We start from the raw sequence: 17,469 nt of genomic DNA, 5'->3' as shown, positions 1-17,469 counted from the left end.
GCGCCGCGGTCAGGTCCGCCGGATCCTGGCGAGCCACGCCGCGCTGTCCACCACCGTGCCCACCGGCTCGCCGACCAGTGGCGCGGCCCGCTCGTTGACCCAGCCGCGGTACCGCGACAGCCCCAGTTCCGCCACTTCCCAGCCCTCCGCGAAGGCCGTGCGGATGGCGGTTTCGCTGACCTGCGGCCCGAACGACGGCTCGGTGTCGGCCAGCGCGAGCACGTGCACCACCCCTCCGGGTTTCGTGACCGCGTGCAGCGAACGCGCGTAGGCCAGCTGGTCCTCGGGCGCGAACACGTGGAACAGCGCGCTGTCCAGCACGGTGTCGTACCGCGGTTCGCCGCCGAGGCGCATCGCGTCGGCGACCTCGAACCGCGCCTCGATTCCGCGAGCGGCCGCGTTCGCTTTGGCCAGTTCCAGCGCGAACGGCGAGAAGTCGACGCCGAGCACGTCGTAGCCCAGCCCGGCGAGGTGCAGCGTGTGCTCGCCCGCCCCGCAGCCCACGTCGAGCACCTTGCCGCGGAACCGGCCCTCGCGTTCCAGTTCCAGCACCGCGGGCTGGGGCTCGCCGATCACCCACGGCGCGGTCCCCGTGCGGTAGCCGTTGTCGAAGTTCTCCCTTGCCGGACTCGAGGCCATGAGCGCGGCACCCTTTCTCCTCGGCAGCGGATGCCCTCCCAGTCTCGAACCTCCACCATTATCGAGGTCAAGCCTGGCCAGGGTCGCGCTCAGGAACCGGGAACCGAGCCGGGCTCGGGCGGAGCGGGCACGTCGCCGTGGATGACCGTGCCGAGCGTCTCCTTGTACGCCTGCTGCCACAGCCCGGCGGCCTGGATCTTCTTGAGCCAGCCGTTGATGAACCGCTTGAAGCTCTCATCTCCGCGCCCGATCCCGATTCCGTAGGGATCGTTGCCGAAGGAGCCGGTGTTGAGCTTGATCTTCTTGTCGAGCCTGAGCTGCCCGGCCACCACGGTGAGGTCCTTGACCCAGGCGTCGCCGCGGCCCTGTTCCAGTGCCGCCACGCACTCCTGGTCGGTACCGAACGTGACCAGGTTGGCCTTCGGCGCGAGCTCCTTGACCTTCTGCGCGCCAGTGCTGTTGGTCGCCGCGAACACCGTCTTGCCGTTGAGCTCGTCGGCGCCGCGGATGTCCGGCTTCTCGGTCAGCGTGGCGATCGCCTGGTTCGAGATGAAATAGGGTCCGGCGAAGGAAACCTTTTCCGCGCGGGGCAGGGTGATGCTGTAGTTCTGGAGCACCACGTCCACCGTGGCGTTCTGGATCAGCGTTTCGCGGATCTGCGGGATGGAATTGACGATCTTCTTGTTCGGCTGTCCGATGATGTACTTCGCGAGCAGCTTGCCGAGGGTGGCGTCGAAGCCCTCCGTCTCGCCGGTGTTCGGGTTCGCCTGGGACATCAGCGGCGTGTCCAGCGAACCGCCGATCAGCAACTCCCCTCGCTTCTTGATGGCCTGCGCGGTGGGACTCTGCTCCAGGTCGGCGTCGGTGGCCACCGGCGCCTTGTCCAAGATGCTCTGCGAGGTGTTGTGGACACCGGGAACCGCGCCACCGTCGGAGCAGGCGGTAGCCGCCGCGCCGACCATGATGACCGCGCCCAGCACGACAGCGATTCGCGTGGATGGACGCCGAATTGACGAACCGAACATAGGTAACCGAGCTCCCCAGCTTGTGATACAGCGGCCTAACGGACACGGAGTAGATCGGAACGAGCACTCATTGTCAATGAGTATCTCCGCGGCCGTCGGGCACGCCTCAGCCGGTCACCAGGCGCGCAGGGTATCCCCGGAACGCCACGGGATCACGCGCAGGCCGCGCGAATCCCGTTGCGCGGCATACAGTTCGGCGGCCTCACCGGTGCCGATCAGCATCGCCTCGCGCACGAAGTCACCGGTCAGCCGGACCGACGCGGGGCCGCCGCGGTTGAACAGCACGTCGACCTCGTCCGCGAGCAGCTCCGCCAGGTCCTCCAGCGCGGCACCGCGGCGCCATCCCGGCGCGCCGATCCGCGCGCGGTGCGGCTCGCCGGTGGCGACCACGACGGCCTGCCTGCCGTCGGGCGAGCTGACCACCAGCGGCTGCCCGTCGCCGTGCAGCGCGATGTCGACCACGGTGTCGCGCATCATCAGCTGGATCTGCGTGCTGCTCACCCGCCCGCGCAGCAGCAGCCGCAGCGCCGCGTCGAGCGGGTCCGACGGCGAGTTCCGATCGCCGGGCCGGTACGCCGGGTTCGCGCGGAACTTCCCGATGCCGCCGCCGTCCTCGACCGGCCACGATCCCACCACCGCCCTTGCCGGTGGCGTCGCGCCCTCTGTCACCGGCCGCCACGCCGGATCCAGCAGCAGGAATCGGTCCACCACCCGGCCAAGGGTTTCGGCCATCGAGTCTTTTCTCCCCTTCGCTTCGCGCCACGCCATGCCGGAACTCCCCCGAGGTGCCGCTGGTTCGTCGGTCCGCGCCACCATTTCGCCATCACTCCGGCACGCACGGCAAGAGCGGTTAGTGCACCGCGGCCGGGAAGATCGGGCAGTGCGCCCGGAACCGCCGCGACGCGCCGGGTGTTCGGACACCGTTTCGGCCCGAAAGTCTCCTCACGAGCCGAAGTGGGCAACCCGGCGCGAAGTTCTGTGCGATCACGGTGGGGTGGACCTACTCGACACCGTCGGCTCCGAGGGAGCACCACTCGTCCTCGTCACCGGGCCCGCCGGTGCCGGCCGCACCACGCTGCTCGCCCGGCTCCGCGACGAACTCGCCCGGCGCGGCACCACCGTCTCGTCGCTGCGGTTCACCCCGGACGGCACCGCGGTACCCGCGGGGTTCGGGCAGGCGTCCGCCCGGCTTGCCGAGCCGTGGTCCTCGATCGGCCCGATCTCGGGCGCCAGGGACAACCCCGTGCTGGCCCGGCGTGCGGCCGCCGCCGCGGCGGGCTCGCTGCTGCGCGGCGACGGCAACGCCGCCGTGCTGATCGACGACGCGCACTGGGTCGACCCCGACTCGCTCGCGGTGCTCGAAGCACTGGTCCGCAGGGTCGCGGGCAGCCCGGTGCGCTGCGTGTGCGCGGTCCGCACCCCCGTTCCGGACGCGGTCTCGGAGCCCGGTTCCGCGGCGTTGCGCAGGCTCCGCCTCGACGACCTCGTCCACTCGGTGCGACTCCCCGTTAATCGTCCACTGTGGACATAAGAGAGTCGGCGAAAGTGCCGAAGTCTTCGTCGAGGCGGCCGTCGTCACTCCCGAAAGCCCTGGTCACCGCGAACAACCGCGCGTGCCCGGTGAGCCGTTCGGCGGGAGCACCGTCCGTGCGGTCAGGATGTCCTCCGGTGCACCGGAACCCGCGTCACCATCGCCCGCGAGTTCGGGCAACGGGGTCAGTCGATCGCGCCAGTATGCGCGATCCTGCTCGTACTTCGCGGCATGGGTCAGCGGGTTGGTACGACCATCGGGGTACCGGTCACCGGGTCGGGCACGACCATGCTCGGCAGGTCGAAGACCTCCTTCATCAGCGCCGCGTCCACGATGTCCGCCGCGGTGCCTTCGGCGACGACGCGGCCTTCCTTCATCGCCACCAGGTGGTCGGCGAACCGGCTGGCCTGGTTGATGTCGTGCAGGACCGCGATGACGGTGCGCCCCTCGTCGCGCAGCCCGGCGAGCAGGCCGAGCAGCTGGTACTGGTGCGTGATGTCGAGGAACGACGTGGGTTCGTCGAGCAGGAGGTAGGAGGTCTGCTGCGCGAGCACCATCGCCACCCACACCCGCTGGCGCTGTCCCCCGGACAGCTCCCGCACGTCACGGGCGGCGAGATCGTCGACACCGGCCGCGGCCATCGCGTCGGCGACCGCGCGTTCGTCCACTTCGGACCAGGTCGCGAGCAGTGACTGGTGCGGGAACCTGCCGCGCGCGACCAGCTGGGAGACCTTGATGTTCTCCGGCGCCAGCGGATCCTGCGGCAGGAACCCGACCGATCTCGCCAGTTCCTTGGCCGGGTAGGCGCCCACCGCGCGGCCGTCGAAGCGCACCTCCCCCTCGGCGGGCCGCAGCAACCGGACGAACGCGCGCAGCAGCGTCGACTTCCCGCACGCGTTGGGCCCGACGATCGCGGTGAAGGCGCCGTCGGGGACGTCGAGGCTCAGTCCCGTCGACACGACTCGCTCGCCGTAGCGCAGCGTCAGTTCCCGTGCGCTCAGTCGCGTGGTCACGCGCTCCGCACCTCCTTGGTCAGCAGCCAGATGAGATAGACCCCGCCGATCGCGGCACTGACCACGCCGACCGGCAGCGAGACCGGCGCCAGCAGCATCTGCGCGATCAGGTCCGCGCCCTGCAGGAGCACGGCGCCGGTCAGCGCGGCGGGCAGCAGCGGAACCCCTGGTGCCTTCGCCAGCCTGCGCCCGATCTGCGGTGCGGCCAGCGCGATGAACACGATCGGCCCGGCGACCGCGGTCACCGTCGCCGTGCAGCCGACGCCGACGAGCACCATCACCAGCCGGAGCCTGCCGACGCCGACCCCGCTGGTCACCGCGAGCGCGTCGCCGAGCGCGGCCTGGTGCATGGCGTGCGACCGCGTGGCCATCACCACCAGCAGCACCGCGATGATCGCGAACGGCAGCGCCACCTTCGGCCAGCCGATCCCGTTGAGCGACCCCGCGCTCCAGCCGACCGCCGCGATCGCGACTTCGAGATCGGCCCGCAGCACGATCCACGAGTTCAGCGCGTTCACCATCGCGTTCACCGCGATCCCGATGACGACGAGCCGGAGCCCGGAAAGACCGCCGCGCACCGAAAGCAAGTAGATCACGGCCGCGACGACGAGCCCGCCGAGCACCGAACTCAGCGCGAGTTCACCCGCCGTCCCGCCGAACACGGTGAGCGCGACCAGCGCGCCGGTGTAGGCGCCCGCGTCGAGCCCGATGACGTCCGGGCTGCCCATCGGGTTCCTGGTGATGTTCTGGAAGATCGCGCCCGCCACGCCGAGCGAGGCACCGAAGATGATCCCGGCGAGCACCCTCGGCAGGCGCCATTCCCTCACCACGACGACGGAATCGCCGAACCCTGCCAGCGCTTGGACGACTTCGCCCGGATTCGCCCACGAGGCACCGAAGCACAGGCCGAGCAGCCCGAGGCAGAGGATGACGACGAGCAAGGATCCGGTGAGGACGAGCGTCCGGCGTTCGACGCGGATCGACCGCCCGCGCCCGCGCAGCACCACGGCGCTCACAACGACGCCGCCCCGTACCGGCGGACGGCCCAGATCAGCACCGGGCCGCCGACGAACGCGGTCACGATCGCGACCGGCACCTCGCCGGTGGGCAGCAGGATCCTCGACCCGATGTCGGAGACCAGCAGCAGCACCGGACCGAGCACCATCGCGTAGGCAAGCTGCCACGGCACCGAACCCGTGGCGAGGCGCCGCACCAGGTGCGGCACGATCAGGCCGACGAACAGGATCGGGCCGGCCACCGCCGTCGCCGCCCCGGCCAGCACGGTGATCAGGACGAGCGCGGCGAGCCGGACGCGCGCGACGTTCGCGCCGAGCGTGTGCGCCACGGCGTCGCCCAGTTCGATCGCGTTCAGCCAGCGGCTCAACACCAGCGCGCCGACGAGGGCGACCCCGATCGCCACCATCGGCAGCAGCACCGGTGCCTGCTCCCTGCCCGCGAGCGAGCCAACGGACCAGAAGCGGTACTGGTCGAACACGTCCGGGAACATCAGGCGCATCCCGAGCGTCACCCCGGTCAGCACGGCGCTGAGCGCGATCCCGGTCAGCACCAGGCGCAGCGGCGACTGGCGGCCGACCGAATAGACCAAGAGCGCGGCGAGGACCGAGCCGACGACGGCCGCGACGAGCTGACCCGCCTGCGACACGGCAACGCCGAGCGCCGCGCCGAGAGTCACCGCGAACCCGGCGCCCGCGGTGATCCCGAGCAGGCCGGGTTCGGCGAGCGGGTTGCGGGACAGCGTCTGGATCATCGCGCCCGCCACCGCGAGCGCGGCACCGACGCCGACGGCCAGCAGTGCCCGCGGCGCGCGGACGTCCAGGACGATCGTCCGGTCGCTCGACCCGCCCGCGCCGTCGATGAGCGCGCGCACGACCTCGCCGAGGGGAACCGCGTGGGCGCCGACGCCGATGCTCACCACCGCCACCACGAGCAGCAGCGCCAGCGCGGCGATCAGCACGGTCGTCCGCTTCACCCGCGCACGCGGCGGGCTCGCCGTCATCGGGCCAGCAGGGGCGCGAACGCCTTGTCGACGGCGTCCAGCGTCATCAGCGCCGCCTGGTACGTCGCGGCTTCGGTGTAGCGGAACGGGTACACCTTGCCCGCCTTCACCGCGGGCAGGTTCTTCCACAGCTCGGAGTCGAGGACGTACTTGACCGCGGGAGGAACCGATCCGTCCGGCTTGACGGAGTAGGTGATCGCGTCCGCCTCGGTGAAGGCGGCCGGAAGCTCCTCAATGGACGGATACTCGCTGACGTCCTTCGAACCGCCGCCCTTCTTCTTGACCTGGCCGTAGTAGTGCGCGCCGACGTCCTGCGCGATGTTGGTGCCCCACGAGCCGTCGAACTCGCGCTGGAAGTTGCCCTTCGCGACCTCGCCGTACGCGCCGACGTGACCGAGCTTGAGCCGCGGCAGCACGGCCTTGTACTTGGTGGCCAGTTCGGCCGCCCTTGCTTCGTACTTCTTCTTCGCGGCGTCGAAGTTCGCGAGCGCGCCCGCCGCGTCGGCCTGCTCGCGGGAGAGTTCGCGCCAGGCCGCGGGAACGGTCGGGCCGATCGCGACGACCGGCGCCACCGCCTTCAGCCGCTCGACGTCCACGTCCTTCAGCACCGGCGCCGGGACCCCGATGACGATGAGGTCAGGTTTGGCGTTGGCGATCGCCTCGTAGTTGGTCTCGGCGGCCTGCTCGCCCGCGACCTTCTTGAGGCTGTCGTAGGTGGCCTTGCCCTCGGCGTCCATCATCGGCAGACCGCGCGCCCAGCTCGAAATCCCGACCAGTGGCGCCTTCGCTTCGATCAGCGCGGGCACCGCGTAGCCGGTCGCGATCACCCGCTGCGGCTTGGCCGGGATGGTGATCTCGCCGTTGTCCGCGGCGAACTTCCTGGTCTCGCCCGAGGCCGTGGAAGACCCGTTCGACGCGCAGCCGGTGGCGGCGAGTACGAGTGCGACGGCCGCGGCGCCGAGCATCCGGCGCGCTCCTGCAGTTCTCATCAGTGAATCCTCAATGGACTTGTCTATAAAGGACAGTTGGTCAGTGCTCGTGGTGTTTCGTAAGCGGCGGAGCCGCTTGAGTGGGCAAGCAACCGGCACCGCCGGGGGTTCTCAGCGGTCTTCTCGCGAGGACAGCTTCAACGTGGTGAATTGGCATTCATGAGTTGGAGATCCCGGAGCGAGAAGGCCGCTGAGATTCCCCTACCCGCACCGCCACGCAAACCAGCCATTGTCAAACACCGCCTAATCGTGGTCTTCGTCGAAGTCGGCTACGCCTTGCTTCCAGTAGCCGGTGATGTCGTGGTCGTTCTTGCCGAGCCCCAGCTCGTCGCGAACCCAGCGGCGCAACGGTTTCAGCGCGCCCGCTTCCCCGGCGAGCCAGACGTAGACGCGCTCGCCGGCCGGCACGGGCACCGCGCGGACCGCGCGCTCCAACACGTCCCCGGTACCGGGTGTTCGTTCCCCGCTGTGCAGCCAGTGCACCTCGACGTCCTCCGGCGCGGACAGCGCGATCTCGTGCGCGGGACCCGTGACCTCGATGAACGCCCAGCCGGACGCCGCGCGGGGCAGTTCCTCCAACCAGCGGGCGATCGCGGGCAGCGCGGTGATGTCACCTGCCAGGAGGTACCGGTCGTAGGTGTGCGGCACGATCAGCCCGCCGGGAGGCCCCGCCACGTGCACGACCGCGCCCGGTTCGACGGCCTTCGCCCAGTCCGACGCGAGACCGCCGTCGTGCACGGCCACGTCGATGTCGAGCTCGCCCGTCGCCGCGTCGTACCGGCGGACCGTGTACTCGCGGGAAACCGGTGCCGGGCGCGGCCACCGGAGCATCCGCCCGTTCGGCTCCGGCAGGCGCAGCGTCCCGTCGGGATCCGGGAAGAGCAGTTTGACGTGCTCGTCGGGTGAATGCGCCTCGAAGCCCGCCGTTCCCGGACCGCCGAGGGTCACCCTGATCAGGCCGTCGCCGATCATGCGCGTGCCGACGACCTCGGTCTCGCGGATCCGGATCGGGTAGGGCACCTTCTCCGCGCTCGTGCCCGCGCGCACCTCCGCGATCCGCTCGAGGTGCCGGTCGCGGTGATCGACCCGGCTCACGCCGACGCCTTGCCGAGCACGGTCGTCCAGTGCCCGAGTTCGGGACGCTCGGCCAGGTCGGGGAACTCCAGCCCGGCCGCGCCCCCGGCGCGCCACCGTTCGACGAGGGACATCGTCCGGACCGAGTCGAGGCCGCGGTCGAACAGGTTCTCGTCGAGCGCGATCTCGGCGGGCTCGCAGCCGAGGAGCTCCGTGACATCGGCGCGGACGCGGTCGGCGGACAGGGCGGGTGTGCTCATCGTCGTGCTCCAGCGTGGATCGGGGCCGCGGGCCGGGTCACAGCGGACCCGGCTCTCAAATTAGGTTAACCTAACCAAATTTTTAACGGTAGAGAGGTGCGCGACATGGGGCCAGGACACGGGGACACGGGCATCGCGGGATCGATCGCGCTGGTGACCGGAGCCGCGCGCGGGATCGGCGCGGCCGTCGTGGCTGGCTTGGTCCGCGAAGGCGCCACGGTCGCCGCGGTGGACGTCGACGTGACTGGGCTGGCGAAGATCGCGGAAGGCTCCGACGGACGAGTCGTGCCGTTCACCGCCGACGTCGGCGATCCCGCCTCGTTCACGCGCGTCGTCGAAGCGGCGGAACGGGATCTCGGGCCGATCGACATCGGTGTATCGGTGGCCGGGATCCTGGTGCCCGGTCAGGTCCGCGAGACCTCCGACGAGGACTGGGCCGCCACCTTCGCGGTCAACTCCACCGGCGTTTTCACGGTGCTGCGGGAACTCTCCCGACACATGCTGCCCCGACGGCGCGGCGCACTGGTCACCGTCGGTTCGAACGCCGCGGGCGTTGCCGCGGATGGGCATGGCCGCCTACGCCGCGTCGAAGGCGGCCGCGACCATGCTGACCCGCTGCCTCGGACTGGAGCTCGCCGAGCACGGCATCCGGTGCAATGTGGTCTCCCCCGGCTCGACCGACACCCCGATGCAGCGTCTGCTATGGACGGACGGAAACGGGCGAAGGCACGGCACATCACCATGCAGGACTTGTTCGTGGACGGCGGCGCGACCCTGCGCGCGTGAGCACGGCTCAGGAATGCAGCCACCGCACGGAGAAGTCGCCTCCGCTCAGGTCGCCGGTCGCGGTCAACTGGGTGTCGTCGCGCACCAGGTCGGTCTTGCCGGGCCCGTACTCCGCGAACGCGCGATCGTCCACAGTGGTCTTGCTGAACGAGACGGTGCCGAAGTCCGGGCACGGCGGGATGTCACCCGAGCCGATCGCCTCCACGATCACCTCGGCGTCGACGTCCTGATCGCCGGAAGCGGTACCGTGGAACGTCTTCGACCAGTCCTTGGTCGAATCCGCCAGCGTCATCGTGTACCTGTGGTCGCCGTCGTAGGTGGTGGTCGCGGTCATCGTGTCCCCGGCCTCGGTCGGCTCGTCGAAGTACACCGAATCCTGCGGGTACAGCTCGTACCACGGCTCGTACCGCAGACTGCCGGATTCGCAGTTCGCGTCGACACCGATCTGCTCGACGGTGTTCGAATCCTGCCCGTCGATCCCGTCCCACCAGGACACGATGCCCCGCGTCGAGCAGTCCACCTCGGGATTCACCCACGTGGTGACCACGGTTTTGTGAGTTCCGCCAGCCACGTACCCCGCCCAGTTCGACGATTGGTGCGTCCGGTGGTGCGCCCGATGCGGCGCGCCGTGCCGCCCCTGCGCGACGGCCGGTGACGCGATCCCACCCGCGGCCACGAGCACCGCGGCCGCGGACAGCACGGTGAACTTCCTCATCGCACCCTCTTTTCCCTCGGTGACGCCGATGAGCGTGGCACCGGAAAAGGAACCCGACCAGGGCCGAACGTCGGAATGTCCCCAACCGGCCAGCGAAGTGGACAAAGATGACTAATACGGGCGGGGGCTTGCGTCCTTGGCAGGTTCACTGCTGTGAGGCGGCGGCCGTAGCCCCCATCCGTTGGCTGGAACGCCATTCTCGCGCTTCCGGTTCCTGCACGTAGTCGACGAGGTTGTCCGCAAGACCCATTTCACGGAGAACCGCAAGAACCTCTTCCGGCGAAGCATAAAAGAACTCGCGTATCCGCCTCACCGAACAAATTCGGCACGAACCTCGACAATCTCGTTAGTTACCGACACAGCGGTGTCCATTGTGGATCACCCCTGTCGGACATGCGGTCCAGACGGGTCCAGCAGGGTCGGATCGGGCCGCCAGGGGCGGCGAGTTGCTTACGCGGCGCGGGGTTGGGTGGTGTGGCGGTTTGTTCTGGATCTTCGCCAGGGGTCGATGAAGTCGGGTGGGGTGAATTCGGGGAGGCCGTTGACCATGCGGAGTGTCCAGTCGCTACGATGCAACAGTCGATGGTGCGCGGAACATAACAGCACGAGATTGCCCACCTCGGTGAGGCCGCCGTGTGCCCACGCCACGACATGGTGCGCCTCGCAGTGGCGCGGCGCGCGGGAACAACCGGGAAACGCGCATCCTTTGTCGCGCATGGCAAGCATGTATCGGATCGCTTCGGTGACCAGACGCTTCGCCCGCCCGACTTCCAGGGGCTGGCCTTTGCCGTCGAGCATCATCGGGATGATTCTGCAGTCACACGCCAGGATGCGGGCCTCGCTGGCGGTGATATCGGTGACCATGTCCAGACACGCCTTGCCCAGCTCCGCTTTCAAGTCCGCCAGAGGAATGGTCACGATCAGATCCGCACGGCCACCACTGCGATTCGGCGACTCGGGATGACTCGCGGCGAGGGCGACGATCTCCATGAACGCGTCCCCGTACCGCTCCCCGCGACTGCGCACCACGGTGCCATCGGACTCGTCGGCGCGCGGTGTCGCGAGAGGATCCAGCAACGCGAGGGTTTTCGCGGCGGAGACGGGGTCGAGGTAGCCGTCGAACTTGGCTGACCCGTCCTTGCGCTGATGGACGTGCAGGGCCCGGGTGGGATCGGGAGTGTCGCGGGGCTCGGGGCCATCGGGATCAAGGTGGCCGAGGATTTCCTTGCCCAGCTTGCCGATCTCTCTCGTGCCCGCCGTACGAGCCAACTCGACCAAGGATCGTTCCGCGAACTCCCGATCCTCAGCCGAGACAGTGGCGGGGATTTTCTCCAACACCCGCACGATCCCGTCCACGTGCTCCGGGGAAATCTCGCCTTCTCGCACGGCATCTCCGACAAGAGGCGCCGCGGCGGGAATCTCCGCACCGCCGACACTCTGACTGGGGTTGGTCGCCAGTGCTCGTTTCACCAGCTTCTTCACCCCGGGCCCGGAGCTGCGTGCGATTTCGGCCACCAGCCCGGTGACACTCGTGTACCCCAGTTCGCGGGCGCCACCGTTGTCCAGGTGCGCGATCATGCGGTGGATACGGGCTTCCTGCTGCCAGCATGTCACGAACTCTTCCCGTAGCAACGCGGCAACCTTGCGCGCGTCAAGCCGCCACAGCTCATCCTGCTGCGGCACAAGAGAAGGAGAAGTCTCGGACACGTCTCAATTCTACCGCGATCGCACACAGGTTCGACTGATACGTTCGAGTGAACAAGCCACCAAGTCCGCAATGGACAGACAGTAATCACGTTCTGCACCAACAGAATCCCCCCCCCCCGCGATCTCGTGAAACCACCGCTCAACCACCGCCCGGCCAACGGAAGCCGCTCCGCTCCTTCCCATCCAAAGCCATCCGTAGACCGCAACCCGACACGGCGAACCGACCACACCGGAAGAGCGCCGAAGCCATGAGCTAACGCGACCCGCGGGAGATGAACTACCTGAAACAGGAACCAGCACCGCCGAAGCCAGCCCGTCCCAACAAACCCTGCTCCTGCGATCTCGCGACACCACCATTCGACCGTAACCCGGACAACGGAAGCCGCCCCGCTACGTCCAAAGCCATCCCTAGCCCGCGGCCCGACACGGCGAAATGACCACAACCACGCCAGGCGAAAGGCACGAGCGGCACGCCACCCCGTAACCTGGTCCGGAGATCACCAGTGAGGAGCGGTTTCGTGGCAGAAGGCACGTCCATTGTGGAGCACCCCATCGGCGGGGCGGGTTCGGCGCCGTACGGGATCACGGCGGGACCCGACGGGGCGTTGTGGTTCACGCAGGTCCAGCAAGGCCGGATCGGGCGGCTGATCCCCGGTGAAGAGCACACCGGCGAGTACCAGCTCGATCCCGCGACCGGTCAGCCGACGGTCATCGTCGCCGGGCCGGACGGGGCGCTCTGGTTCACCGAGTACCAGGGGCATCGGATCGGCCGCATCACCACCGACGGCGAGATCACGACCTTCGACGTGCCCACGCCCGAAGCGGGACCGTACGGGCTCGCCGCCGGGCCAGACGGCGCGCTGTGGTTCACCGAGATCCACGCCGATCGGATCGGCCGCATCACTGTGGACGGTGAGATCACCGAATTCCCGTTGCCGTCGCAGGGAAGCTTTCCCTCGATCATCACGGCGGGGCCGGACGGCGCGCTGTGGTTCACGCTCAACCAGGCCAACGCGATCGGCCGGATCACCACTGAAGGCGCCATCACCACCTGGTCGCTGCCGACCGAAAGCGCGGCACCGGTCGGCATCACCGCCGGAACCGATGGCGCGCTGTGGTTCGTCGAGATCGCGGCGGGGCAGATCGGACGCATCACTGTGGACGGTGAGATCACCGAGTTCCCGTTGCCGGACAGGGCATCGCGGCCGCACGCGATCATCGCGGGCGAAAACGGCGGCTGCTGGTTCACCGAATGGGGTGGCAACCGCGTGGGGCGCGTCGGGCCGGACGGCGGGATCGAGACCTTCGACCTGGCGACCCCGAACTCGGAACCGCACGGCCTCACCCTCGGGCCCGACGGCGCGGTGTGGGTGGCGCTCGAGATCGGGGCGCTCGCCCGCGTGACCGCGCGCTGAGCGGAAGGGCCCGGCGGGACGTCCCGCCGGGCCCTCGTCACGCGGTGGTCAGCGCAGACCACCGTCCACTGCGGACATGAGAGTGCCGGTGTCGCCGGTCATCTCCCAGATCATCGCGCCCAGCATGCCGTGTTCCTTCAACCACGCGGTCTTCTTGTTGATGGACCACACGTCGTCGAACGTCCACCATTGGCCGCCCTCGCCGGTGTAGCAGAACGTGGCGACGGCCTTTTCGTCGTGCTGCACGGTGCAGTTCGGCACGCTCGCGATCAGGTTGCTGTACCCGCGCGTGCCCGCCTCTTCGGCGAACTGCCCCGGCGCGGCACCCTTCGCCGCCTGCCACTCGCCCTTGCGCCCGCCGTCGGTGACGCCCTGCCAGCCGCGACCGTAGAACGCCAGCCCCAGCGTGAGCTTGCGAGGGTTGATCCCGGCCGAGGTGTAGGCGTTGACCGTGTCCTCCACGCTGAAGTGGAACGGGTACGGGTCGTCGGGATCCGGGTAGAGGTTGCCCTGGTGCCCGGTCCGGTTCGGCTCCCACGAGTTGTCACTGCCGGAGCCGTGGAAGTCGTAACCCTGGACGTTGAAGATGTCCAGCGACTGCGCCGCCTTCGGCAGGTCCCAGCCCACCGCGATCTTCGCCGGGTCCGCCGGGGTGAACGCGGTCAGCTGGTACCGCTTCCCGTTCTGCGCGCCCAGTTCGTCGACCTGGCGGCGGAACTCGGTCATCAGCGCCGCGAAGTTCGCCTTGTCCGCCGGGTTCACGTGGTTGCCCGCGTGCCCTTCGGCGCCCGGCCACTCCCAGTCGAGGTCGAACCCGTCGAAGATACCGGCCGCGGTGCCCGGTCCGCCGGCGCCGTTGTACACCGGCAGGTTCCCCTTGAGGTACATGTCCACACAGGAGCTGACGAACTTCTTGCGCGAGGCGTCCGTCGCGGACACGTCGGAGAAGTACTTCGAATACGTCCAGCCGCCGAGCGAGATCAGCACCTTCAGGTCGGGGTGCTTCGCCTTGAGCTTCTTGAGCTGGTTGTAGTTGCCGCGCAGGTTTTCCCAGCCGGTGTCGCCGACGCCGTCCACGGACTGCGCCGCCGACATGGGCCTGCTGTAGTCCGCCTCGGCGTCGCCCGCACCGTCCCCTTGCGACGGATCCTGCGGATCGGCCGTGGTCCCCTTGGTGACGCCGCCGAGGCAGGTCAGGTTGACCGGGTCGATGTTGCCGAAGGCGTAGTTGAGATGGGTCAGCTTCGATGCCGCGCCGGTGGTTTCCAGGTTGCGCACGAAGTACTGGCGGCCGTAGATGCCCCACTGCACGAAGTAGCCGACCTTCGCGTAGCCGCTCACGACGTCGGTCGTGGTCACCGACAACGCGGCGCTCGCGGGCGACGCGTTGTCGTAGCCGTCGCGGGCGCGGACGGTGAAACTGTAGCGAGTGGACGGTGCGAGCCCGGTGACCTTCGCCGACGTTCCGGTCACCGTCGTCGCGAGCGTGCCGTCGCGGTAGACGTCGTAGGCGACCACACCGGTGTTGTCGGTCGAGGCCGTCCATGTGAGCGAAGCGCTCCCCGAGTCCACGGCGGTCGACCGGAGGCCGCTCGGCGCGGTCGGTGCCTGCGTGTCGTCGCCCGGATTGTTGGTGCGCACCGCCACCGGCGCACTGAGCGGCGAGGACGTTCCCTTGCGGTCCTTGGCGGCGACGGTGAACGTGTACTCGGTGTTCGGGGTCAGGCCGGTGAGACTGGCCGTGGTGCCGGTGACCGAGGTGGCGAGCTTGCCGTCCCGGTACACGTCGTAGCCGACGACCGGCAGCGCGCCGGGTGTCGCGGCGTCCCAGGCCAGCGAGATGGTCGTGGTGGTGCGCACGGTGGCCCTCGGGTTCCCCGGCGCGGAGGGCGGGGTATCGGCGGAACCGTCGCAGTTCGCGTCGTCGACGCGGCAGCGCACCGGGTTCGCGGCCGAGCTGAGCCGGAACGTCGGGTTGTACGGATAGGTCGACCGGCCCGGCTGCAGCGTGGCGATGTAGTACGCCGGGGTGAGCGTGACCTGGGTGCCGTTCTGGCTGACCGTGGCGTTCTCGCCAGAGCTGGCGGTCACTCCCGCGGGCAGTTCGAAGCTGATGGCCCAGTTGCTGACCGCGGCGCCGCCGGTGTTGGTCACCGTGTACTGGCCGGTGGTGCCGGACAGCGAGAAGGCGGCGGTGAGGCTGCCCGCCGCTTGCGCCTGGCCGGACACCGCGACGGTCCCGGAGACCGCGAGCAGTGCCACGGCAATGGCTCTGAGTAGTCGATGCGGGGCGGATCTCATGAATGCTCCCGAAGCGCGACAAGGAAAGGAGAAGGACGGCGTTGTGGTCTAGACCACAACAGGAAAACGGTAGCCCTCGGGAACACTGGAGGTCTAGACCACTTGATCGAGGAAGAGCGGACGACCCCCCGATGTGCCTCGGCCGAACGGCCGAGCACACGTTCGTCCGCGCCTCAGCGCACCACGAGCGGAAGCACCGCGGAGTCGACGATGTCGGGAACGTCCGTGCCGCTGGGGAGTTCGCGCAGCACCGCGGCCATCACGATCTCCGGCCGGGTCGGCCAGCGCTTGTACATCGAGCTCTTGCCGGTGCGCGCGCGTTCGGCGACGGGGTCGAGGCTGAACGCGCCGTAGCCGTGTTCGGCCAGCTCCGCGTACGCCGCGGCGAAGCCGGATAGCGCCCGCGCCTCCTGGAAGTCATGGCGCGCAACGGCTTCCAGGAGGTGGCTAGCCTGCCTCCTGCCTGCGCACCAGTTCGGTGATCCAGATCGGCGCGAACGGGGACGTGCAGTTCGGCGGGGTCGGGTAGTCCTTGAGGACTTCGAGGCGCTCGCCGATGTCGATCGCGCGGGCGCGGTGCTCGGCGTGGTCGATCCCGATCTGCGCCAGGCAGTGGTTCATCGCCCACTGCAGACGGTCCGGGGCGTCCTTCAGCTCCGCCTCGATGACGTCCAGCAGCGCCGCGAGATCGAGGCCGTCGGGCTTCTTCGCCACGCGTTCGGTGGTCAGCGCCCATCCGGCGCTCGCGACCACCGGCTCCGGATCGGCGGACCACGCCACGCGCAGCTCTTCGACGTGCGGGCTCTTCTTCACCACGTAGTTCACGAGCCAGTCGTGCACCTTGGGGGCCCGCGCGTCGCGCACCATGGCGTCCAGCTCGTCGCGTTCGAACGCCTTCGGACGGCAGATCAGGGTCGCCAGCAAACGCGCCGCGGTGTCGCCGGTCGCCCAGAGCTCGCGGGCGAGGTCCTGCTGCGTCTTCAGCCGCTTCGCCACCGCGCGCAGCTTGCCGAGGTTCACACCGTGATCGTCACCGCGCTTCTCGTTCGCCTCGCGCACCTTCGGGTCGTCGAGCGCGGCCAGCTCGGCCAGCACCTCGGCCACCGCCGTGTCGGTCACCTCGGCCTCCTCTCCTCGTGGCGTTCGTCGAATTCGCGCGCTGCGGCGCGCTGAGGGCGGGTCGGCAGTTTCCCGTCGCCGTCGTCCGCGTTCTCCTCGTTGAGGCCGAGTTCCACCGCCTGCCTGATCTGCAGCCGGTTGTCCCTGACCACGGCCGAGAAGAAGTCGTCGATGCGCGGGTCCTGGAGCACCTCCAGCACCACGCGGAACGAGGTGTCCACGACCCCGCGGACGATCTCGTCGTGGAACGGGATGTGCCTGAGCTTGCCGAGCTGGCGGTCCTCGCTGAGCTTTTCGCTGATGATCGCGCGCAGCTCGTCCTGGTTCGCGGTGAGCGATCTCGCCAGGTTCTCCGGGTAGTTCCCGGTTTCGAGCACCTTGACCACCTCGTCGAGCACGGCGATGGTGACCGGTTTCTTGATCGCGCGCACGATCGGCTCGGACAATTTGTCGACGAGCCGGTAGGTGAACTGCTCGCCGACCGCGCGATCGGCCGCGCGCCCGATCCGCACCAGGAGCAGGACGACCAGGAGGAACTGGTGCCCGGCGAGGCCGGGATGGGCGACCGGGATCATCGCGAACAGCTCGTACCAGTTCCGGACGAGGAACCGCATGTCCCAGCGCCGTTTCCGCCAGCGCCAAGCGAATTCGGCGAGGAACAGCGCGCAGACCGCGCTGTCGGCGTAGAAGATCCACAACCCGGTGTCGCGCGCCGACGGGCTGAACGCCATGAACCCGAGCAGCCCGACCGAAACCACGGCGAGCGCCAGCATGACCCAGTCGTCGGCGTGCACGTTCCCCGGCAGGATTCCGGTGTTCAGCTCGGGCTCGCCGGTTCCCCGTTCGCCGGATGCCCCGGTCGTGGCCATCGGTGGGCC

At 69.1% G+C, this 17,469-nt stretch carries 17 protein-coding genes and 1 pseudogene; 3 read left to right on the top strand and 15 right to left on the bottom strand.

What is annotated here, in order from left to right; translation table 11 throughout:
- Positions 1–9 precede the first annotated feature (9 nt).
- The 3 genes from HUW46_RS37225 to HUW46_RS37215 all read right to left on the bottom strand — a co-directional run bounded on the left by HUW46_RS37225 (position 10) and on the right by HUW46_RS37215 (position 2,396).
- A complete protein-coding gene (locus HUW46_RS37225) occupies positions 10–639 on the bottom strand; it encodes a class I SAM-dependent methyltransferase (RefSeq protein WP_215543396.1) in 630 nt (209 codons plus the stop codon).
- An 89-nt stretch (positions 640–728) separates the two neighbouring features.
- On the bottom strand, positions 729–1,619 hold the full coding sequence (locus HUW46_RS37220; protein ID WP_254125269.1) for a glutamate ABC transporter substrate-binding protein: 891 nt from the start codon (positions 1,617–1,619) through the stop codon (positions 729–731).
- 159 nt (positions 1,620–1,778) lie between these two features.
- On the bottom strand, positions 1,779–2,396 hold the full coding sequence (locus HUW46_RS37215; protein WP_215543394.1) for a type VII secretion system-associated protein: 618 nt from the start codon (positions 2,394–2,396) through the stop codon (positions 1,779–1,781).
- A gap of 262 nt (positions 2,397–2,658) precedes the next feature.
- Between HUW46_RS37215 and HUW46_RS37210 the strand changes: the two genes are divergently transcribed.
- Positions 2,659–3,195, top strand: a complete 537-nt coding sequence (locus HUW46_RS37210) for an ATP-binding protein (protein WP_215543393.1) — start codon at positions 2,659–2,661, stop codon at positions 3,193–3,195.
- Between the two features lie 236 nt (positions 3,196–3,431).
- On the opposite strand, the gene HUW46_RS37205 is transcribed toward HUW46_RS37210, so the two are convergent.
- The 6 genes from HUW46_RS37205 to HUW46_RS37180 form a co-directional block, all read right to left on the bottom strand.
- Positions 3,432–4,208, bottom strand: coding sequence for an ABC transporter ATP-binding protein (locus HUW46_RS37205; RefSeq protein WP_215543392.1), 777 nt, complete (start codon positions 4,206–4,208; stop codon positions 3,432–3,434).
- A complete protein-coding gene (locus HUW46_RS37200) occupies positions 4,205–5,224 on the bottom strand; it encodes a FecCD family ABC transporter permease (RefSeq protein ID WP_215543391.1) in 1,020 nt (339 codons plus the stop codon). The genes HUW46_RS37205 and HUW46_RS37200 overlap by 4 nt, the downstream gene beginning before the upstream one ends.
- Complete coding sequence (locus tag HUW46_RS37195) at positions 5,221–6,225, bottom strand: FecCD family ABC transporter permease (RefSeq protein WP_215543390.1); 1,005 nt, start codon at positions 6,223–6,225, stop codon at positions 5,221–5,223. Before HUW46_RS37195 ends, HUW46_RS37200 begins: the two co-directional genes overlap by 4 nt.
- Complete coding sequence (locus tag HUW46_RS37190) at positions 6,222–7,214, bottom strand: ABC transporter substrate-binding protein (protein WP_215543389.1); 993 nt, start codon at positions 7,212–7,214, stop codon at positions 6,222–6,224. The genes HUW46_RS37195 and HUW46_RS37190 overlap by 4 nt, the downstream gene beginning before the upstream one ends.
- Positions 7,215–7,457: 243 nt before the next feature.
- Complete coding sequence (locus HUW46_RS37185) at positions 7,458–8,309, bottom strand: siderophore-interacting protein (RefSeq protein ID WP_215543388.1); 852 nt, start codon at positions 8,307–8,309, stop codon at positions 7,458–7,460.
- A complete protein-coding gene (locus HUW46_RS37180; protein WP_215543387.1) occupies positions 8,306–8,548 on the bottom strand; it encodes a phosphopantetheine-binding protein in 243 nt (80 codons plus the stop codon). Before HUW46_RS37180 ends, HUW46_RS37185 begins: the two co-directional genes overlap by 4 nt.
- Positions 8,549–8,653: 105 nt before the next feature.
- Here HUW46_RS37180 and HUW46_RS37175 point away from each other — a divergent pair.
- Positions 8,654–9,334: pseudogene (locus HUW46_RS37175) on the top strand (SDR family NAD(P)-dependent oxidoreductase).
- 7 nt (positions 9,335–9,341) lie between these two features.
- Here the strand turns inward: HUW46_RS37175 and HUW46_RS37170 are convergent.
- Both HUW46_RS37170 and HUW46_RS37165 read right to left on the bottom strand, forming a co-directional pair.
- Positions 9,342–10,049, bottom strand: a complete 708-nt coding sequence (locus HUW46_RS37170; RefSeq protein WP_215543386.1) for a G1 family glutamic endopeptidase — start codon at positions 10,047–10,049, stop codon at positions 9,342–9,344.
- Between the two features lie 450 nt (positions 10,050–10,499).
- Positions 10,500–11,756 (bottom strand): HNH endonuclease signature motif containing protein, encoded by a 1,257-nt coding sequence (locus HUW46_RS37165; RefSeq protein WP_215543385.1) that lies wholly within the window; start codon positions 11,754–11,756, stop codon positions 10,500–10,502.
- 518 nt (positions 11,757–12,274) lie between these two features.
- Here HUW46_RS37165 and HUW46_RS37160 point away from each other — a divergent pair.
- Entirely contained in the window at positions 12,275–13,171 is an 897-nt protein-coding gene (locus HUW46_RS37160; RefSeq protein ID WP_215543384.1) for a Vgb family protein, read from the top strand.
- A 48-nt stretch (positions 13,172–13,219) separates the two neighbouring features.
- On the opposite strand, the gene HUW46_RS37155 is transcribed toward HUW46_RS37160, so the two are convergent.
- The 4 genes from HUW46_RS37155 to HUW46_RS37140 form a co-directional block, all read right to left on the bottom strand.
- Entirely contained in the window at positions 13,220–15,472 is a 2,253-nt protein-coding gene (locus tag HUW46_RS37155) for a glycosyl hydrolase family 18 protein (RefSeq protein ID WP_215543383.1), read from the bottom strand.
- Positions 15,473–15,645: 173 nt separating this feature from the next.
- Complete coding sequence (locus HUW46_RS48825; protein WP_215550347.1) at positions 15,646–15,912, bottom strand: helix-turn-helix domain-containing protein; 267 nt, start codon at positions 15,910–15,912, stop codon at positions 15,646–15,648.
- 7 nt (positions 15,913–15,919) lie between these two features.
- The gene (locus HUW46_RS37145; RefSeq protein ID WP_215543382.1) at positions 15,920–16,591 is read right to left on the bottom strand and encodes a DNA alkylation repair protein; all 672 of its coding nucleotides are present in this window, start codon (positions 16,589–16,591) and stop codon (positions 15,920–15,922) included.
- On the bottom strand, positions 16,588–17,460 hold the full coding sequence (locus HUW46_RS37140) for an ion transporter (RefSeq protein ID WP_215543381.1): 873 nt from the start codon (positions 17,458–17,460) through the stop codon (positions 16,588–16,590). The genes HUW46_RS37145 and HUW46_RS37140 overlap by 4 nt, the downstream gene beginning before the upstream one ends.
- Positions 17,461–17,469: the final 9 nt, after the last annotated feature.

Origin of the sequence: Amycolatopsis sp. CA-230715 (assembly GCF_018736145.1) — a bacterium.
GTDB lineage: Bacteria > Actinomycetota > Actinomycetes > Mycobacteriales > Pseudonocardiaceae > Amycolatopsis.
Note: the sequence above shows the minus strand (reverse complement) of the source record. Positions and strands in the feature narration are given on the sequence as shown.